This window comes from Colwellia sp. D2M02 (genome assembly GCF_018860755.1).
Classification (GTDB): Bacteria; Pseudomonadota; Gammaproteobacteria; order Enterobacterales; family Alteromonadaceae; genus Colwellia; species Colwellia asteriadis.
Genome location: NZ_JAHKPW010000033.1, coordinates 33,668 through 53,076 on the forward strand (window position 1 = coordinate 33,668; position 19,409 = coordinate 53,076).

Sequence of the window (19,409 nt, forward strand, 5' to 3'; positions counted from 1 at the left end):
ATAAAAAAGGAAAGCTATGACTATATTAATTGCTTGCTTGTTTATCGCACTATTATTGCCTTTTATTGCCAAAGGACCTGTCGCCTATGCCATGGCCAAACTTGGTGGCTATAACAACAATCATCCAAGAGATCAGCAGAGCCAACTAACGGGTTTTGGTGCGCGAGCTTTAGCAGCGCACCAAAATGCTTTTGAGTCGTTAATTATTTTTGCGCCTGCGGTGCTGCTAGCAATTTCAACATTTAATACCGGCTATACTATTACCACGCTAGCAATTACTCATGTGGTTGCGCGTATCGCTTATAATATTTTATATTTACTTAATATTGGCCTATTACGCTCAATTGTTTGGGCAATAGCAACAGGCTGTAGTTTTGCCATTGTTTATTTATGTATTCCCTAAACGCTATATCGTTTCAACTCTGTGCTGCTGTGCAGCACTCGATGCATCAATAGGTAATGTAATAATAAATCGTGCTCCGTGCTGACATGGCTCAGCAAAAATATCCCCAAACAAGTTATATTTAACAGCATTAAAAACCACATTAAGCCCTAAGCCTAAATGGTTTCCACCTATGTTAGTCGAGTAAAAAGGCACAAAAATATCTTTTAGAATAGCGTTATCAATGCCACTACCGTTATCTTGAAAAGCAATAGTCACCGTATTTAAATCTCTTTTAATATCAATAGCAATAGCGGCTTGCTCAACATCTTTAAAACCATGTTCATAAGCATTAATCACCAAGGTCTTTATAACATCCCCAAGAATTGTTGGAGCTGTCACTATAGTTGCCTCATCACCTTGTATTTGAAAAGATACTTTTTTAGCCAAGTAACCTTGCACTATTGTCATACGCTCTGTTAAAAAAGTTTGTAAAGATAATTCAGATAAAGGTTTATCAGCTTCAATCGAAACATTAAGCGCTTTAAACTCATTAACCATTTTATCAAGTCGCTGAGTATTACTACTGATTAATTGATTGGCACTATGTGAGCTTTCAATGAATTGGCTAAAACTTGCAGCGCTAAGCTTTTTATCGCTAAATTGTTGAGAAACCGACTGTAAGTTATCTTCTAAAATAGAGTTGGCTGTCACTATAGTGCCAATAGGTGTATTTAATTGGTGCGCCATACCTGAAACAAGCACCGTTAATGAAGCGACCTTTTCAGCCTCAATTAAGTGTTTTTGTGTTTTTTCTAACTTGCTTAACGCATCAGCTAAGCGCTTATTTTTTTTATGAATGCTAACTATCGCAAAATACCCGCCCAACAAAAAGACAAGTAAAGAGGTAGCAATAGCTAATGATAAATTTTGAAAGGCTTTGGCTTTCGCCTCTTTTAGTTGAGCTTCACGAGTCAATACGGCAATTTCAGCTTCTTTAACTTTTAAGTCAATTTCTGCAATTGCTTTGGCGAGATTAACATCGCCTTGTCGCTTAATAAGCTGCGCTTGTGCGTCATTATGTTTTTTATAGGCATTAATCGCTTTTTTATAATGCCCTTTAGCTTCCAAATAAGTCGATTTAAATTGATAAAATTCTGAAACAAAAACTAAGTTAGTATCACTGTTAATTTGAGCTGCTACTTTATCGATATATAGCTGAGCTTGTTCATCATCTCCCATATCTGCATAATTTTTTGCTAGATTAAAATATACCTCAATGATCTCATCAGGGATATTTAACTTCGTCAACAGTTCAAGAGATTGACCATAATAGTTTATAGCAAGAGCATAGGCTTTTTTTACTTGTTTAACTTGCCCTAATAGTAAGTAAGACTTAGCTAAGTAGCGATTAAAATTATGTTCTTTTTGCAGAGTTATTAGCTCAATTAATAATTGTTCTGCCTTTTGGTGTTCATGTTTTAAAAATAGCGTTTCTGCTAAGTTTCTTTTCGCAATAACTTCACTAAGCGGTTGGTTAACACTTACAGCATACTCACTATAGTCGGTAAATACTTTCTCAGCTTCATCTAACCTATTTAAGGCTAAATAAACATTACCTATATTGTTTAAGGTTTGATTAATCAAACTTTTATTAAGGATTTTAGCTTGCTCAAGTGCCGCTAAAAGGCTCTCTAATGCCTGCTGATGTAAATTTAACTGAATATAAATACCACCGGAAATATTATAATAACCATACATCAAACCTGGGAATTCTGGCGAATCAGCTTTGCTTTTATAAAGCACTAAAGTGCGCATAGCCTCTGAAAGTTGGTTAGTGTCGAGCTGAAACCAAGCTTTATAGTTTAAGAAGGCAATATAGTGTTTGGGCTCCAATGCCACCTTTTCTAAAATACCTTCAACTTGTTTTAAAGCAGTATGCGGTGCTCGAGCATAAGCCTGCCTAATATCGCTTTGTAGTTGTTCAAACTCTTTTTTAGTTAATGGTGCTGTTCTACTTAAAGGCTCAGCTAAACTACTCTTTGCGAACATATAAAAAAAAGAAACAAAAGAAATAAAAAGTACTAACAACGCTTTTTGGTACATAAATACAACTAAATCGATATATATAATAAACAAAGTATGACACATACTTATCAACCAGTTAATACGTTAACTATTATTTTTGCTCTTTATTGTCAACAAACCTACTTAAGAGTTAAAAATAAGCTACTCTTTGCGAATATATTCACAAAAAAGATAGAAAAATAAAAATACCAATATTTGCTTTTATTGCACATAAATACAACAAACAAAGCAAGTACAAAATATGACACAGCTTGTCGATCAGTTAATGCATTAACTACTATTTTTGCTCTTTTATTACCAAGTAATATTATTGTAACGTCACTATTCTTATTCTTTACGCCTTACTTATAAATAGAACAACCGTAAAGTTTCTACAACACCTAAGAAAAAGGTATAAGGAAATTGTTGACACTATTTAGCTAAGATAGCTAGAGTAAGTGCTCGAAATAATAGGTGCTCGAAATAATAAGAACACACTTACAGACATTACATTTATAAAAGGCAGGCAAGTGAGCGAAATATTAGACTTAAACGAAATACGTCAACAAATCACCGTGTTAGATCAAGAGCTGTTAACGCTTTTTGCCAAGCGCCGTGCCTTAACCTTGAATGTTGCTAAAAGTAAAGTACAACAAATACGCCCAATACGTGATCAACAGCGTGAACAAGAGCTTTTAGTACGTTTAATTAAGCATGGTAAAACCTTAGGCTTAGACGCCCATTACGTTACCAGTGTGTTTCAAACTATTATTGAAGACTCTGTATTAAATCAACAAGCATATTTACAAAGCTTAGCGAATCCAAATATTCAAGTACCAACGGTTAGTGTTGCCTTTTTAGGGAATAAAGGCTCGTATAGCTACTTAGCTAGTCACCGTTATTTCTCACGTCGTGCTGAAAAAATTATTGAATCAGGTTGTCAAAATTTTGCGGATATTTTACAACAAGTAGAATCAGGTCAAGTAGATTACGGCATGCTACCCATTGAAAATACAAGCTCAGGTAGCATCAATGAAGTATACGACTTACTACAACATACTAACTTATCTATAGTAGGTGAAATAACTCAGCCAATTGAACATTGTTTACTAACGGCAGTTAATACCAGTTTAGATAAAATCCGTACTATTTATGCGCATGGTCAACCTTTTGCACAATGTAGTAACTTTCTGGATAAGCAAAAAAACATTCGTATTGAGTATTGTGACAGTACTGCTGATGCCATGGCGCAAGCTTCTGAATTACAAGATGAAACTATTGCGGTTATTGGCAGTGAAGAAGGTGGGCAATTATACCAATTACACGCTTTAGAGAAGTCTATTGCTAATCAACGTGAAAATCACTCTCGCTTTATTTTAGTTGCACGTAAGTCGGTAGAAGTTGCTGAACAAATACCTGCAAAAACGGCGCTTATATTAGCGACAGGACAAAAAGCAGGTGCATTGGTTGAATGCTTATTAGTGTTAAAAGAAAAAGGCATTAATATGTGTAAACTAGAGTCTCGTCCTATTCAAGGTCGCCCTTGGGAAGAAATGTTTTACATTGATGTAGAAGCTAATTTAAAGAGCTTTGCCTTACAAGAAGCAATTAACACAATTACTCAGCACACTAACTTCATTAAAGTGCTAGGTTGTTACCCGATTGAGCACATTAGCCCAACCAATGTGCCAAGTGATGAGATCTAGCGTCTTCATTTTTTTGCTTTATTTTTTGCTTTAGTTACTTAACCTGAATTCAGGTTACTTAAAATAAAAAAACCGTACTTGAAAGAGTACGGTTTTTTTATGGACTTCATGCTACATCAATTCTAAATAAGTACTAAGCTAACTTTTAGCTGGCTTTGCATCGTTTGGAGCTGAGCCTGTTTGTTGCTCAATTTGAGCTATTTCATTGGCAATGGCCTCTGGCGATCCGGTATTACGGCATAGCCAGTAATATGCACCAGGCACAATAAATAATGTAAAGATACTCGCCAATGAAACGCCGGCAAAAATTACAACACCTATGACCATGCGACTTTCAGCTCCTGGACCAACCGCTAATACCAATGGAATAGCGCTGGTAACCGTAGTGAAAGTGGTCATGACTATTGGGCGCAGTCGTTGCTGTGCAGCGCCAACAATTGCTTCTTCAAAGGCAATACCTTGATCACGTAATTGATTAGCAAACTCAACAATTAAAATACCGTTTTTAGCCGCCAAACCAATAAGCATTACAATACCAATTTGGCTGTAAATATTTAAGCTCATTCCCATAAACTCTAATCCGGCCAAAGCCCCTACTAATGCAAGAGGTACGGTCAGTAATATAACTAATGGATGTATAAAGCTTTCAAATTGTGCTGCTAGCACTAAATAGGTAATGAGTAACGCTAATAAAAACACGAATAAGATAGAGCTGCCTGACTCTTTAAGTAGTAACGACTCACCTTTGTAATCAATTTGCACATGCTCAGGCAGTTCCGCCTTAGTAACATCAACTAAAAAGTCTAACGCTTCACCTAATGTATAACCGTCAGCCAAACTCGCCGTGATGGTAATACTGCGTAAGCGATTATAGCGATTAAGTCTTGACGCTGTAGCATTCTCACCAATAGTAAGTAAGTTCGCTAGCGGAATAAGTTTATTGGTTGTTGCTGAGCGCACATACACATGGTCAATATCGGCAGGGCTTTTAAATTGATGTTCATCCCCTTCAATCACCACATCATATTCTTCACCCCGATCAACAAAAGTAGTAACTCGCCTTTGTCCCATCATAGTTTCAAGGGTTTTAGCTATATCGCCAACCGACACCCCTAAATCATAAGCACGGTCTTTATCTATTTGCACTAAAAGCTGCGGATACGTTTCTTTGTAATCACTATTAATATTAACCAATTTAGGGTTCTTTTGTGCCGCATCAATGACAATGTCACGCCACTGCGCTAGCTCACTAAAAGTATTACCTTGTAAAACAAATTCAACGGGGTTATTACTTCCACCGCCGCCAATACCACGACGCATAATAGCAAAAGCTCGCACATCAGTAATACTTTGCACATCTTTATTAATTTTATTGATAAAGCTGAAGGTATCTACACTACGCTTATCCCACTCAGGTAAACCTACAATGGCAATTCCGCCTGAGCCACCAAAACCCGGTACACGTACTAATACTCGCTCTAACTCGCCTTCTTCTTGATAAGCTAATAATTTCTTTTCTATTTTCTGCATATTGACAACATTATTTTCATAACTTGCACCTTCAGCACTTTGCATAATCAAAAAGAAATTTCCGCGATCTTCTTTTGGTGTGTATTCAGAAGGAAGCTTGTTAAATAGAAAATATACCGATGCAAGCGATAGCGCTAATATCACCACTACCATCAACGGTTGGCGAATACTGTGTTTTAGTACTCCACCGTAATATTCCTCAAAACGGCTAAAAGCGCGATCTAGTTTTTGACCAAAAGATGAACTTCGCTCACGATGCTTTAGCATTTTAGAACACATCATCGGTGTTAACGATAAAGCAGTTAAGCTAGAAAAAACAACCGCCGCGGCAATGGCAATGGCAAACTCGGTAAATAAGCGACCAACATTACCCGACAAAAAGACCAACGGTACAAAAACCGCGACTAACACTAACGTGGTCGCAATAACCGCAAAGGCAACTTCACGCCCCCCTTCATAGGCTGCCATTAATGGCGTTTGTCCGTTCTCTATACGGCGGTATATGTTTTCAAGTACCACAATGGCGTCATCAACCACTAAACCAATAGCAAGTACTAAAGCAAGCAAGGTTAATAGGTTAATAGAAAAACCAAACATAGATAATACAATCATTGAGCCGATTAACGCGACAGGTACTGTAACTGCAGGAATTAACGTTGCACGAACATTTCCTAAGAAAAGGAAAATAACTAATACCACCATTAACATTGCAATAAATAAGGTGTTATAAACTTCGTCAATAGAGCCTTGAATAAACACTGAGCTATCGTAACTATTAGTGATTGTGGTACCAACAGGCAAAGCATTACGAATAGCTAATACTTCTTCGCGCGCTGATTTGACAACATCAAGGGTATTAGCCGTTGATTGTTTGATAACCCCCAAGCCCACCATGTTTTTCCCGTTACCACGGAACATGTTTTCATCGTCTTGCGCGCCAACAAAAACATCAGCGACCTCGCCTAAACGCACTAAAGAGTTATCTTTTGAGCGACTAACCACCATACGAGAGAAGTCTTGTTCAGTTAAATAACTACGCTCTACGCGAATAGAAAAATCACGGTCTACTGATTCAATTCGCCCGGCAGGTAATTCAATATTTTCTTTACGTAAAGTGCTTTCGATATCGTCTACAGTAATATTACGCGCCGCCATTTCAATGCGGTTTAAGCGTATTTTCATGGCGTAAGTACGTCCGCCACCAACTCTAATACGAGCAACACCGTCAACCACAGCAAAGCGATCAACAATATAGCGATTAGCATAATCAGTTAGTTCAAGTGAACTCATGGTTTCACTTTGCAGTACAAACCAAACAATAACGTCTTCATCGTCATTGGCTTTTGAAACTTCAGGTGGATCCGCTTGCTCTGGTAGGTTATTTAACGCGCGTGAAATTCTATCGCGCACATCGTTTGTTGCCGCATCAATATCACGGTCTAGCTCAAACTCTATAGTGATATTTGAGCGCCCTACTCGGCTATTAGAGTTAATGGCTTTAATACCTTCAACACCACTAATTCTATCTTCGAGTAATTGTGTAATTTTAGTTTCAACGATTGCTGCTGAAGCCCCTGGGTAGTTGGTACTAATATTAACAACTGGCGGGTTAATATCAGGGTACTCTCGCAGCGGTAGCATCATAAATGCCACAATACCAAAAGTAACAATTAATAAATTAATTACCGTTGCAAAAACAGGCCTTTTTACCGATAAATCAGATAATATCACGAGGGTTACGCTCCTTTATCGTTAGTATCAGTTGCTGTATCTTCTACAGCTCCAATCACTTTCACGGCTGCGCCATCTCTAAGCTTTAACGCGCCTTCAACAACAACATTTTCGCCTTCAATCAAACCAGAAGCGACTTCAACCACGCCAGGGTGTCTTCTACCTAACACAATAGCCTTACGTACCGCTTTATTATCAATAACCACAAAAACATAATGCTTATCTTCAATAGGAATAATGGCACTTTCAGGTAGCTGTAATGTATTTTCAGTTGCTAATAACACCTCAATGCTAAGTAACATACCAGGACGTAATTTAAGGTGTTCATTTTTAATACTCGCACGCACTTTGATCATACGAGTACTGGCGTCGATACGACTATCTATTGCGCTTATTTCACCAATAAACTGTTCATTTTTATACGCTGTATTTGACGCACTTACTTTCTGCCCAATAACAATCTGCGTTAATAAACGCTCAGGTAAAAAGAAGTCAACTTTAATGGCAGACAAGTCATCTAAATTAGTAATGACGCTACCAGCGTTAATATAAGAGCCTCTGCTCACTTCTCGAAAGCCTAAAACCCCAGAAAAAGGAGCACGAATCGTTAACTCCTCTACTTTAGAACGAGCACTCACTAACTGTGCTTCAATAGCTTTAGTTTTGGCCGTTTGTTGATCAACAATAGACTTTGACGTGGCTTTACTTGTAAGCAACTCAGATAATCGTGTTAATTGCGCGGTAGACTCTGATAAATTAGCCTCAAGCTCACTTACTTTGGCCAACTCTTCTTGATTAGTAAACTTAACCAGAAGATCTCCTTTTTTTACTACCTGACCATCTTCAAAATACACTTCATCAATCAAATTAGAGTACTTACTGGTCAATAATACCTGCTCATTTGCTCTGGCAGTACCAACGGCTTCAACACTATCAACAAATTCAGCCAACACTACTTTCGTCATTTTGACTGACACTTCACGTTTAAAGCTTTTTTGCGCTTGCTCACTCGCTGGCCATTGTAAGTAAATAATTAGTCCAACTAATACTACTGTTATTAATAATAAAGGGATGCGACTCGCCAAAGATGACTTACCTGCAGATGAATTATTTGACATACATAGCTCTCGAATAAGAAAAAAAGAATATGAACAATGCTAAGCTATTTAAAACTGCACTTTAAAAGACCACTTATATTGCTTACTTAAAATAACTATTTTTTGCATAAAAATTTAAAAAAACAACATAACTTAACAAAGCTTATCTACTATAACTGATAGACCTGTTAATAGCATTTACCCCATCAGTAACTTAGCTTAAAATACTGCCCATTGAACGCAAACGGAATAATAACATTGAATAAATTAGCGGTATTAGCTTTCTCATTACTTCTCTTTTTAAGTGCCATATTATGGTACCTAGCTAAAGGCTCATTAGATGATTACTTGAGAAGCCAAGTGATATTACAAGGACATTATTATAGCGGACAACAAGCGCGTATCGGTCAAGCTCAATATATACCAGAAACCAATATTGCGCTGTTTAGTCAATTTTCTCTTACTAATTTAAAAGGTTACACTCAACCAGTGGCACTTATTATTGATAAAATTAGTGCCACTTTACTCAGTCCACAAGAAAGCACTCAGCCACAGCAATTAACTCGCGGTTTAAGTACTAGCCAAATAATTACCGTAGAGCAGTTAACTTTAAACAAAGTGTCGGTTAACTTTGAGGTTCGAGATAACAGTATCAGCAACATAGCTAACTTAAATAAGTTAGTAACACTACAGCTCGCTAAAGATTACCCTGCGCTTTACCCTAATGTAGCAGCTAAACTTTACGCAAAAGAGCACCCAGAGTTAGACGCTGAACTTATTAAAAAGTCACATGTAGCGACAGCACCAAGCGAAAAAACAGAAGTAAACAAAGCCGTTATTGCTTCAAAAGCAGAAAGAAAACAAAATAAGCTATTAGGCAAAGCTAAAACCCGTATCGCTGTACAAGCTATTATTATTAATGAGTTAACCTTAACCGTTACTCAAAATAAGCAAACTAAGGTGTACTCATTTAAAGGCGTTAGTTTAGGTGAGGTTGGCGATGTAAGTGGTTTAGCCAGTAATCAAGTAGGCGGCGAAATACTTAGACGCTTATTAGAAAAAGTACAAGCCATGAAACCATAGCTTGTACTCTATCGTTTTAGCCCTAATTAACCACCGAGCCAAAGGGGCTGAAACAAAAAACCTTATTTAATTAGGAGGTAACGGTGCTTTAAGACACGTTACAATCTTATAATAATTACCTGATAAACTTTCACTTATACAACCTAGATCAAGTAGCATTAACTCATATTTGCTATAGTAGCGTTTATATTGGCTATGATAGTATTTTATAAACTCAGCAAGGCGAGCTACTTTTATGTCACTGACAACGGTTCAATTAATTTCCGTTACCGATCTAAACGGTAACTACACTTATGTTAATAATGATTATTGTGAAACTACAGGTTATCCAGAAGAGACCTTACTAAACACTGATACTCGCCGCTTAACTCATCACAAAATGCCACGATTAGTGTTAGAAGAGCTTTCAAGTACACTTGCACAAGGCTTATCATGGCAGGGCTTATTACATATCGAAGGCAATAACAAACAAGAACTCTGGTTTGACACCTTTATTACCCCGCAATATAGTCACGGTAAAGTAATCGGCTATCAGTCAATTAGTACTTTGGCAAGGCCAGCGTTAATCACAAACGCAAAGCATATATATCAAGCGCTTAATAACGAGCAGTCATGGGCTACTTTTGAAGTTACTAAAAACCATAAGTTTGCTTTTTTAATTTTACTCTCACTTATTGCTCAAGGTTTTATTTATACTCATTTAGGGCTAGCCGCTTCGATTGTTGCAGCCTTAAGTGCCATCACCCCTATTTTAGTGTTTTGGTCTGATATTATTCCCACCGCAATACGCGCTAAAAATATCCAAAACACCTTTGACTCCATTTCACGTAAAGTCTATTTTGGTAAAGGTACGGCGAGCGTTTTTGACTTTACTTTTTCATTACTCAAAACCAAAATAAAAGCTATTATTGAACGAACTCTTGATGCCGCAGCGCCAATAAAGTCGGTAATGAATGCCGTCAGCCAAGGATTAGAGCAAAACAGAACGACATTAGCCCAACAAAAGCATGACTTAGCTCAATTAAGTGATGCCATGGAGCAAATGCAAACCTCAACCGAGGATATCGCTAAAAATACGGTAAGTGCCGCTGATGATCTTGAAAAAACCTTCAGTCAATGTGAACAATCTCAAGACAGCATTGCTCAAACCACTGACAAAATTAAGCAGCTCGCTCATGCTGTAGAAAACGCCTCAAGTTCAGCCGATAGCTTAACGCAATCTGCCAATAGTGTTGGCGAGCTTATGCAAGAAATACAATCTATTGCCGATCAAACTAACTTACTTGCCTTAAATGCCGCTATTGAAGCTGCACGCGCGGGTGAACATGGTAGAGGCTTTGCGGTAGTTGCAGGAGAAGTAAGAAGTTTATCGTCTCGCACTCAAGAGTCAGCGTTAAAAATACATCAACGACTGACCGCAATGCTCGATACTATTGCGCAATGGGTATTATTGATGAATAAAAATAAGGAAGAAGCTAATTACTGTGTTGAAAGCGCTGAAATATCTCATCAAAAAATAGATGAAGTAGTCAACAGCATGCAAAACGTTAATGTTGCCGCCATGCAAATATCTAGTGCCGCAGAGCAACAGTCTATGCTTTCCAATGAAATTAATGATCACCTGCACGGCATTGCCCAAACCACTGAAACAACTTGGCTTGAAACAGAGAAAGTCTCAGAACAAATGCATACCTTAGCACAAAGTGTTGAAGAAATTAGTGACTTAGCGAGTACTTTTGTGCCGCAAATTAATAAAGGATAATTTGATGATGTCATGGAAAAACAGCGAAAACCGTTATGGCGCTTTATCTATTAGCATGCATTGGCTAATGGTAGTACTGATGATTTTCGTGTTTGCTTCAATTGAGTGCCGCGTATTTTTCGAAAAAGGTACAGAAACACGTGATCTGTTTAAAATGTGGCATTTTATGTTAGGGCTATCTGTATTAGTGTTGGTTGTTGCACGTATCTATTTACGAATAAGTCAAATCACCCCTAAAATCACGCCGATGCTTTCAACGTTACAACACACCGCAGCAAAACTAGGCCATATCGTGCTTTATACTTTTATGGTAATAATGCCAATTATGGGCTGGTTAATTCTAAGCGCAGAAGGAAAAGTCATTCCTTTTTTTGGCTTAGAACTGCCGCCATTAGTTAGCCCCGATAAAGCCTTAGGTCATGATATTGAAGAACTACACGAAACTTTTGGGTTAGTTGGCTATTACTTAATAGCCTTGCACGCACTTGCTGCTTTGGTCCATCATTATTGGCAAAAAGATGATACATTAACGCGGATGCTACCTCAGCGAAAAAACTCAAACCACTAACCTTAACTACTAACCTTAACTACTAACCTTCACCACATAATAAATAACAAACGGCGTTATTAACAATAAGTACAGAGGTAAAATAAATTCTTTTACCTGCTGTGTCTTGGAGTTAACTCCCCTTATCATGCAATGGAATATGTATATGGAAACATTAAGAGAATGTTTGGCAATTTTTATTTTTATGTTAGCTGTCGCCCTTATTTATGCTGTAATAGATGATTTTTCTTGGGGCAGCGTGTTAACCAGTGTTGGCTGTTTTATTATCGCTTACTTTATTTGGCCCAGTAAACGTCGAGGTCAAAGAAACCAAGAAAATCGCTTTGTTGATATTATCGAAATTATTATTGAACTACCTGTAGAGTTTTTTATCTGGATTTTACGCTTTATCGGTCGTATCTTTCGTAATAAAGATGGTAATGTCGACTTAGATATTGATATCGGTCTATAAGGTTAAGTAAATATGATAAAAGCACTCGATAATACCAAGCTAAGTCTTGCTAGCCCAATTTACAGCGTTTTCCAAAGCGCTTACCAAGTAGAGGCTAACCTTATTGGTACTCTTAACTTCCCGCCATTATCAAGAAGTGTTGAGGATATTCAAAAATCACTAACGCACTTTTATGGTTTTTATGTTGATGAAGTTTTAGCTGGGGTTATCGAAGTTACTGTAGAAAGTAATCGTTTACATATTAATAGCCTAACCGTTGCCCCTTCCTACTTTAAACAAGGTATCGCGAGCCAATTAATACGTTATGCATTAGCAACGTTTAACTTTGCACAAGCAACAGTAGAAACAGCAGTTGTTAATGCACCTGCTATTGCACTATATCAAAAACACGGTTTTGTTGAGTTTAAGCGTTATACCCCAGATCATGGTATTGAAAAAACAGCCATGGAGCTTAATCACACCTAATCAATTCAGCTAAACTCAATTCAGCTCAATTAGCAATCGCTTTTTCTCCGTTTTTTACTTAATAGTCAATCAACTCCTAAAAAGTATTCTAATTAGCTAAAACTTTCCTAGAAAACATCTTAACCACAACACCAAGTAATAATAGTTATCATTTAACATTAACAAAGAAGGTGAAATTCTCTCGTCTTCACTAGCCAAAGCTAGCGGTGTTAGAATGCTCGATAATGCCACAGTGCAGCTAATTGCTAAGGCAAACCCTTTACCTAAACCTCCAGCACATATTTTAAGTCAACGGTTATCAATTGAAGTACCGATTAGGTATTTTATTCGTTAGAATAGCGCTTTATTATGGTAAATAAAGCGCTAAATACTAGCTCTATTTGAAGGTAAAAAATACCACGTGACCAAATCAATATTAATAACCGGCTGCTCAAGTGGTATCGGGTTAGATGCTGCATTGGCATTATCAATCAGAGGTTATCAAGTTTTTGCAACCGCACGTAACCAAGCTGATGTACAAAGTCTTCAAAACAAAGGCTTAAATGCCTACCACCTTGATTTAACTGACATGAACAGTATTGAAACTACCGTTACTGCCATATTAAAAGAAACTGGCGGTAGCTTAGATTTTTTATTTAATAATGGAGCTTACGGTCAACCGGGCGCATTAGAAGACTTACCAACGCAAGCACTTAAAGCACAGTTTGAAACCAATGTGTTTGGTTGGCACGCACTAACCAAAATGATTATTCCGGTAATGCGTAAACAAGGTCATGGGCGAATTATTCAATGCAGCTCAGTATTAGGCTTTGTATCTATGGCTTATCGCGGTGCTTATAACGCCTCAAAATATGCCATTGAAGGCTTAAGCGATACCTTACGCTTAGAGTTAAAGTCAGCCAATATCTCAGTGATTTTATTACAACTTGGTCCTATTAACACTCAGTTTAGAGCCAATTCATTAAAGGCTTTTCAACACTGTATTGATGCTAAAAATAGCGTTTATCATGTTCAATATCAGCAGCAAATAGCTCGACTTTCGAGTGAAAGATCAACCGCTGCATTTACGTTAGAACCGAAAGATGTAACCAAAGCGCTTATTCATGCTCTAGAGAGTAATAAACCTAAAATTAGATATCGAATTACCGTCCCCACTAAATTGTTTGCAGTTTTTAAACGTATTTTACCAACGCACTGGTTAGACAAGCTATTATCAAAAGGCTAGTAGTGTTTATGCTAATTTTTATATAAACAGCAAATCAACATGAATAAAGCTCCTTTATTTATGTTGATGAAGTATTAATGCATCAACTCTTCATCACTTTCAATAAATTCAGTAATACTACCATTTGGGTGTAAATCGGCAATATACTCAGGCGAGCCATCGTCATTAAGCTCCAAATAACCTAAGGCCGCTTTAGGCATCAAACGCTGATGACCTAAGCTCAGTGGTTTATGTTTTTTCTGATCACCACTCTCATTTTTGGTAACTAACTTTCGCCCGGTTACACGCATAGCACGGCGTTTAGTAAATAAGTTTAGCGGCGAATAAGGCCCATAAAGCACACGGTTCAGCCGATCTAAAATACCAATAAGTGGTTGTGGAAACTGGTTTTTAATACCGCTGGAAGTAATTTGCCAAATTTTAGGAGAGTTACGGCTAAAACGTAGTTCAATGTCGTAAACAAAAGAGTAATGCACATCGCCTGATAATATAACAAAATGTTGTGGCGTTTTCGGGTGTTTAAAAATATTTAAAATAGTACTGGCAGAGCCTGAATGTGCCATCCAGTTTTCAGCATCAACCGCAAGTGGTTTACCTATGATGGTTGCCATGCGCTGAATGGTTTCAATCACTTTAACCCCAAAAATAGGCGCAGGTGAAGCAAGTAAAATAGCATCATGGCCAATCAACTCTTGCTGTAATTCACATAACGCCTCCCAGTCCATTAACCCTGAAGGCTCAGCCAGTGATTGCTCTGAGCGCCAGCGCCGAGTTCTGCTATCAAGTACCACTAATTTAGGCGAGGTATCAACAGTGTATTGCCATTGAGAAAAGCCAAGTAGGTAATCAATCACATTATCTTGGTTTTCAGCATTAGGGGATTGTTGATAGTTATTCATCATTTGCCAGAAGTCGCCTTTGAAATTCTTAGGTTCGTTACCCCACCCTTGGCATAGCCAATAAGCAAATAAACTATTTCCAATAATGCGTTTGGCTAATGGATTTTCATAAACCGCTTGCTCCCACTGCGCTGTTAAATTCCAGTCATCGGTTACATCGTGATCATCAAAAATCATATAAGTAGGGATATGAGCTAATAAGCGCTGAACATTAGCTAAACCTTCAATAAAACCTTCTAGGGCAGCCACTTCGCTTTGATGAGTTTTCTCATGCTCTGCAGGTACACTAAAACCTGTTAACTCAACTTCTTGCCACAGTGTCGGCGACCAAACTAATAAGTACATTGCCATCATTTCAGCAAAAGTGATTAAATGGTTATGTGCATACGTTGAAGTAAAAATAGGTTGTGCCGATGATGGGCTATACCACGGACTTGATAGTGTCGTTCTAGGTAAAACGTCTTCACGTTTAAAGTACTTGTCGGTTAACTGGTACAGCTGCTCACTATCGGTTAACGTTATGGTATTAGCTTTAGCAGGCCGCTGGTGCGATTTTTTATTATTACCTGAGCTGGCAGCTGACTTTTTATCTGAGCTTATACCTGAACTTATGCCTGAGTCTTTGGGGTGGTTTTCTTCATCAACAAAGTCAACATTAGTAAATTTTTCACCATATAAGCCCAATAATTCAATCACTTGATGAATAGCATACAAAGTAGCGCCTGCAACATGATCCGCATAAATTTGATCACCGTTCATCATCAATAGTGACGGCCTTTGTGTCACATCGGTTAATGCGTCTGCGACTTTTTTATCGCCCACTAATAGGCTATCACCACTACTGTTATGTGGGTTTCGACACGAGCCATGTAATAAGTTAGTAATAGTTGGCTGAATAATAAAAGAGGGTCTAGTGCAATTATCATAGGTTATATGCGGCACTGTTTCTGATAAAGGTTTACGCACTTTTTTATCTGCTGCGGTTATCAGCAGGTCATATTCAAGGTAGGTTTCGCTCGGTAGGCTAATATCAATATCGAGTAAGTGTACCACCGCGTATTCGCCTACTCTAAAGGTTGATAAGTTATCACTCGTTAATTCAACCGTTAGTATTTTTTCATCTTCCTCAAAACAACAGAACTCCCCTTGACACTCATAGGGACTTAGCCACCATAATACGAGTTGCTGCTCGGTTAATCGGCGTAATATTGGCCCTGCTAAAATATCTGCTAACACCTAAAAAACACCTCTACTACTAACAATTAATAAAAAAATAAAAGCCTGTTATCCCTTACTTTACAGGTAATAGCAAGGGTAACTTGTTACTAAATTTATCTTCTTAAAACCTTAAATGGTAATTTAACGATACAAGCTTTCCACAATGATTTTTATACCTTGTACGCACTCGGTCTCACTCATTGCAGCAAATCCCAAACGAACAAAACGATAATCCTCCTTTTCGCTATCTGTAGCTAAGCTGAATTCAACTTCGGTTTGTAAGTAAACGTTTTTACTTAACAGCGTTTCTTTTAGTCCGACGATTGATTTACCCATATTAACCCAAAGCGCCATACCTCCGGCAGGACAAGTAAAAGATATTGGCAGTCCTTGCTGCTGATAACCTTTTAGTACATTAATCATAAAGTCACGCCGCTTGTGGTATAAACGGGTCATTCGCCTTAAATGTCGCTCAAAACCACCTTGTTGCATCCATTTAGCCACCGTTTGCTGCATCATAACGTTCGTTTTATGATTAATTAACGCTTTATAGGCTGTTAACTTAGCGATTAACTCTGTATTTGCCACTACGTAGCCAATACGCGCACCACCAAACATCAATTTAGAAAAAGTAGACACATAAATCACTAAACCTAGCGGATCGTCTGCCGCCATAGGTGCAATGGGCTGACTGTTATAATGAAATTCATGATCATAATCATCCTCAATAATACCAATACCATATTGAGCAGCGAGTTGATAAATTTTCATTCGTCGACTTACCACTAAGGTCACTGTCGTTGGGTATTGGTGCAAAGGCGTTAAATAAATCAGTTTGATATTGCCATGGGATAATTGCACCGCCAAATGCTCAGGTATAATGCCATGTTTATCTTGCTTAATAGTGACTAAGTTAGCGCCAGTACTTTTAAATGCAGCCCAGGCCGGTGGGTAGCCACGCTCTTCAACAGCTACTCCATCACCTACTCCCAGCAATAATTGTGAGATTAAATAAAGCCCTTCTTGTGAGCCATTGCAAACTAATAGCTCTTTATTTTTGATCGAACGAACACGCCTTAAATACTTAGAAATTTCACTAATTAGCTCAGGCTCGCCTGCCGAGTCACCATAAGATAATGAAGGTATTTTAGGGCGCTGACAAAAATCATTAAAACAGCTTTTAAATTCATCAAAAGGAAAGCTATTCATATCAGGGTAACCGCCAGAAAAATTGTACCGATAATCACTGGCCTTTTTAGCTAGCGATACTGCAACAGTTGCTTGACGACGAAACCGCCATTGAAAAGTGGCTGGATTTATTTCATTGATCACACTTTTATTACCCTTTTTTATGATAATAGGGCTCAGCGATTTACTTGTTTGAATAGGTAAAGCAGCCGCAACACGATAACCCGAGCGTAATTTTGTTTCTAACCAACCTTGAGCGACCAATTCAGCTAACGCTGCCATTACCGTATGACGGTTAACATTAAGTTGTTTAGCAAGTGTTCGGCTTGAAGGTAAAGGCTCATCTGGCATCAAAAAACCTTGCTTTATTGTCTCTCTAAACGCTGCTGCGATTTGTAAGTACTTAGCCTGCTTTTTAACGGTGATCATTTGCTGCGCGAGGTATTGCTTTTCTAAATTAAGAGATAGGGCTTTCACTTTGGTCTAGCTACTTTATATTTTTTGGTTGTAGTTGTTATACCAAAAATAACGATAATCACAACATACTTAATATATACACCTCGTAATTTATTTTGCCATACAGAAGGAAATGACATGTTAACGAAAACAATACTCGAAAGTCAGCTTATTAAGCTTGAGCCGATGACCCTTGCACACCTCAATGATTTTTACTTCGCAGGAAAGTCCCCTAAAGTATGGCAGCATATGCCGACAAATCGCTGTCAAGATAAAGCAACCGCTCAAGCTTGGATGCAAATAGCTATTAATGAGATGAGCCAAGGACAACAACTTGCTTTTATAACGCGCGATAAAGTAAGTAATACTGTGGTCGGCTCAACGCGGCTTTTTAGGCTCAACCAGCAAGATAAAACTATTGAAATAGGTCATACCTTTATCACTCCTTCATATCAACGGAGTTATGTTAATTCTCACGCTAAGTTTTTAATGCTTCAATATGCTTTTGAGGTATTAGGGATGGTGCGTGTTGAAATTTGTACCCATGAAAATAACCAACAATCACGCAATGCCATCATTCGCATAGGTGGCACCTTTGAAGGAATATTACGCAAGCATAGGCGCAGCCCTTGCGGTTACTCTCGTAATACGGCGATTTTTAGTATTATTGACGATGAATGGCCGAAGATAAAAGCTCATTTACTCAAAAGCGGTAAAAGTGAAGAGGAGTTTTGCTATGTATCCAGCTAAACACTTCATAATTGGTGCTAACCGCTTAACTCATCCCTGTAAAATTGAACTTCCACTCATTAATTTAATTGAGCAGAACCCGTTAGCGACATTGATTGTTCAGCAAACCTTATCGACTGAGGTTGTAAAGAGCACAGTGACAAACGCTTTAACAAATAAACCACTACACATTAGCCATATACCTTGTCACTTCAAACAAATAAAAGATCAAGAGGATCATCAGAAAAACAAACAACTTATCACTCATGTCAGTAATCAGCATCCGTTAGCAAAAATGTTAATGGCAAACAGAGATAGCAAGCAAAATGATATTGACAATATTTGTGTCAACTTAGTGTTTCACGGAGAGCAAGGCTATATTTCACCTAATGATCTTACTGCACAAAATAGAGGGGCTCATAAAGTACCAACGTGGAATTATTGCAAAGTACAGTTAACCGCTGTGGCTACCGAGGTGGCCGATGAAGCACAAAAATATCATTTAATGAGTCAAACCAGTCAGTATTTTGAGCGCAATAGTGATAATCCATGGCTAATCACAGATGTTCCTGTCAGTGCAATTAAACAAATGCTAAAAGCGATTACTTTTATTGAGTTAACCATTACCATGATTGAAGGAAATTTTAAGCTAAGCCAAAACAAGCCAAACGTAATTACCAAGCAGTTAGCACAGCAGCTAATCGTCAAAAATAATGCACCTTTGGCAAAACAAATGCTAACGCAAATATCAAATAATGAACGAAAAACATAATGACTAAAAAAGTAATGAACTAAAAATGCCTAGTTTATTGAATAATAAGCAAAGCAAGTGATACCGTTACGTTATTAACG

At 37.9% G+C, this 19,409-nt stretch carries 16 protein-coding genes; 11 read left to right on the forward strand and 5 right to left on the reverse strand.

The window, feature by feature from the left end; translation table 11 throughout:
• Positions 1-16: 16 nt before the first annotated feature.
• Positions 17-403, forward strand: a complete 387-nt coding sequence (locus KO495_RS05240) for an MAPEG family protein (protein WP_215979342.1) — start codon at positions 17-19, stop codon at positions 401-403.
• Between the two features lie 3 nt (positions 404-406).
• Here the strand turns inward: KO495_RS05240 and KO495_RS05245 are convergent, their stop codons facing one another.
• Positions 407-2,488, reverse strand: coding sequence for an ATP-binding protein (locus tag KO495_RS05245; RefSeq protein ID WP_215979343.1), 2,082 nt, complete (start codon positions 2,486-2,488; stop codon positions 407-409).
• A 491-nt stretch (positions 2,489-2,979) separates the two neighbouring features.
• Between KO495_RS05245 and pheA the strand changes: the two genes are divergently transcribed.
• Positions 2,980-4,155: a prephenate dehydratase gene (gene pheA / locus KO495_RS05250; RefSeq protein WP_215979344.1), complete on the forward strand. Its 1,176-nt coding sequence runs from the start codon at positions 2,980-2,982 to the stop codon at positions 4,153-4,155.
• A 138-nt stretch (positions 4,156-4,293) separates the two neighbouring features.
• Here pheA and KO495_RS05255 read toward each other — a convergent pair whose 3' ends face one another.
• Together KO495_RS05255 and KO495_RS05260 are read right to left on the reverse strand one after the other, a co-directional pair.
• Positions 4,294-7,416 carry an efflux RND transporter permease subunit gene (locus KO495_RS05255; protein ID WP_215979345.1) on the reverse strand — a complete coding sequence of 1,041 codons (3,123 nt, stop codon included), beginning with the start codon at positions 7,414-7,416 and terminating at the stop codon, positions 4,294-4,296.
• A 5-nt stretch (positions 7,417-7,421) separates the two neighbouring features.
• Positions 7,422-8,534, reverse strand: a complete 1,113-nt coding sequence (locus tag KO495_RS05260) for an efflux RND transporter periplasmic adaptor subunit (RefSeq protein ID WP_215979346.1) — start codon at positions 8,532-8,534, stop codon at positions 7,422-7,424.
• Between the two features lie 237 nt (positions 8,535-8,771).
• On the opposite strand from KO495_RS05260, the gene KO495_RS05265 reads away from it, so the two are divergent.
• The 7 genes from KO495_RS05265 to KO495_RS05295 all read left to right on the forward strand — a co-directional run bounded on the left by KO495_RS05265 (position 8,772) and on the right by KO495_RS05295 (position 14,067).
• Positions 8,772-9,596: a hypothetical protein gene (locus tag KO495_RS05265; RefSeq protein ID WP_215979347.1), complete on the forward strand. Its 825-nt coding sequence runs from the start codon at positions 8,772-8,774 to the stop codon at positions 9,594-9,596.
• A 235-nt stretch (positions 9,597-9,831) separates the two neighbouring features.
• Positions 9,832-11,358, forward strand: coding sequence for a methyl-accepting chemotaxis protein (locus KO495_RS05270; RefSeq protein ID WP_215979348.1), 1,527 nt, complete (start codon positions 9,832-9,834; stop codon positions 11,356-11,358).
• 7 nt (positions 11,359-11,365) lie between these two features.
• Complete coding sequence (locus KO495_RS05275) at positions 11,366-11,926, forward strand: cytochrome b (protein WP_215979381.1); 561 nt, start codon at positions 11,366-11,368, stop codon at positions 11,924-11,926.
• 145 nt (positions 11,927-12,071) lie between these two features.
• Positions 12,072-12,377, forward strand: coding sequence for a hypothetical protein (locus KO495_RS05280; RefSeq protein WP_215979349.1), 306 nt, complete (start codon positions 12,072-12,074; stop codon positions 12,375-12,377).
• Between the two features lie 12 nt (positions 12,378-12,389).
• Positions 12,390-12,842 (forward strand): GNAT family N-acetyltransferase, encoded by a 453-nt coding sequence (locus KO495_RS05285; RefSeq protein ID WP_215979350.1) that lies wholly within the window; start codon positions 12,390-12,392, stop codon positions 12,840-12,842.
• Between the two features lie 157 nt (positions 12,843-12,999).
• Positions 13,000-13,176 (forward strand): energy transducer TonB, encoded by a 177-nt coding sequence (locus KO495_RS17720; protein ID WP_215979382.1) that lies wholly within the window; start codon positions 13,000-13,002, stop codon positions 13,174-13,176.
• 66 nt (positions 13,177-13,242) lie between these two features.
• Positions 13,243-14,067, forward strand: a complete 825-nt coding sequence (locus KO495_RS05295) for an SDR family oxidoreductase (protein WP_215979351.1) — start codon at positions 13,243-13,245, stop codon at positions 14,065-14,067.
• A 74-nt stretch (positions 14,068-14,141) separates the two neighbouring features.
• On the opposite strand, the gene KO495_RS05300 is transcribed toward KO495_RS05295, so the two are convergent.
• Positions 14,142-16,202: an alkaline phosphatase D family protein gene (locus KO495_RS05300; protein WP_215979352.1), complete on the reverse strand. Its 2,061-nt coding sequence runs from the start codon at positions 16,200-16,202 to the stop codon at positions 14,142-14,144.
• 123 nt (positions 16,203-16,325) lie between these two features.
• Entirely contained in the window at positions 16,326-17,801 is a 1,476-nt protein-coding gene (locus KO495_RS05305) for a PLP-dependent aminotransferase family protein (RefSeq protein ID WP_215979383.1), read from the reverse strand.
• Positions 17,802-17,966: 165 nt separating this feature from the next.
• On the opposite strand from KO495_RS05305, the gene KO495_RS05310 reads away from it, so the two are divergent.
• Both KO495_RS05310 and KO495_RS05315 read left to right on the forward strand, forming a co-directional pair.
• On the forward strand, positions 17,967-18,578 hold the full coding sequence (locus KO495_RS05310) for a GNAT family protein (protein WP_215979353.1): 612 nt from the start codon (positions 17,967-17,969) through the stop codon (positions 18,576-18,578).
• Complete coding sequence (locus tag KO495_RS05315; protein WP_215979354.1) at positions 18,565-19,329, forward strand: FMN-binding negative transcriptional regulator; 765 nt, start codon at positions 18,565-18,567, stop codon at positions 19,327-19,329. Before KO495_RS05310 ends, KO495_RS05315 begins: the two co-directional genes overlap by 14 nt.
• Positions 19,330-19,409: the final 80 nt, after the last annotated feature.

Bases quoted from the DNA above. Each gene is read 5' to 3' on its own strand.
- KO495_RS05240 (WP_215979342.1), top strand. From the start codon at position 17: ATGACTATATTAATTGCTTGCTTGTTTATCGCACTATTATTGCCTTTT.
- KO495_RS05245 (WP_215979343.1), bottom strand. From the start codon at position 2,488: ATGTACCAAAAAGCGTTGTTAGTACTTTTTATTTCTTTTGTTTCTTTT.
- KO495_RS05260 (WP_215979346.1), bottom strand. From the start codon at position 8,534: ATGTCAAATAATTCATCTGCAGGTAAGTCATCTTTGGCGAGTCGCATC.
- KO495_RS05270 (WP_215979348.1), top strand. From the start codon at position 9,832: ATGTCACTGACAACGGTTCAATTAATTTCCGTTACCGATCTAAACGGT.
- KO495_RS05275 (WP_215979381.1), top strand. From the start codon at position 11,366: ATGTCATGGAAAAACAGCGAAAACCGTTATGGCGCTTTATCTATTAGC.
- KO495_RS05280 (WP_215979349.1), top strand. From the start codon at position 12,072: ATGGAAACATTAAGAGAATGTTTGGCAATTTTTATTTTTATGTTAGCT.
- KO495_RS05285 (WP_215979350.1), top strand. From the start codon at position 12,390: ATGATAAAAGCACTCGATAATACCAAGCTAAGTCTTGCTAGCCCAATT.
- KO495_RS05305 (WP_215979383.1), bottom strand. From the start codon at position 17,801: ATGATCACCGTTAAAAAGCAGGCTAAGTACTTACAAATCGCAGCAGCG.
- KO495_RS05310 (WP_215979353.1), top strand. From the start codon at position 17,967: ATGTTAACGAAAACAATACTCGAAAGTCAGCTTATTAAGCTTGAGCCG.
- KO495_RS05315 (WP_215979354.1), top strand. From the start codon at position 18,565: ATGTATCCAGCTAAACACTTCATAATTGGTGCTAACCGCTTAACTCAT.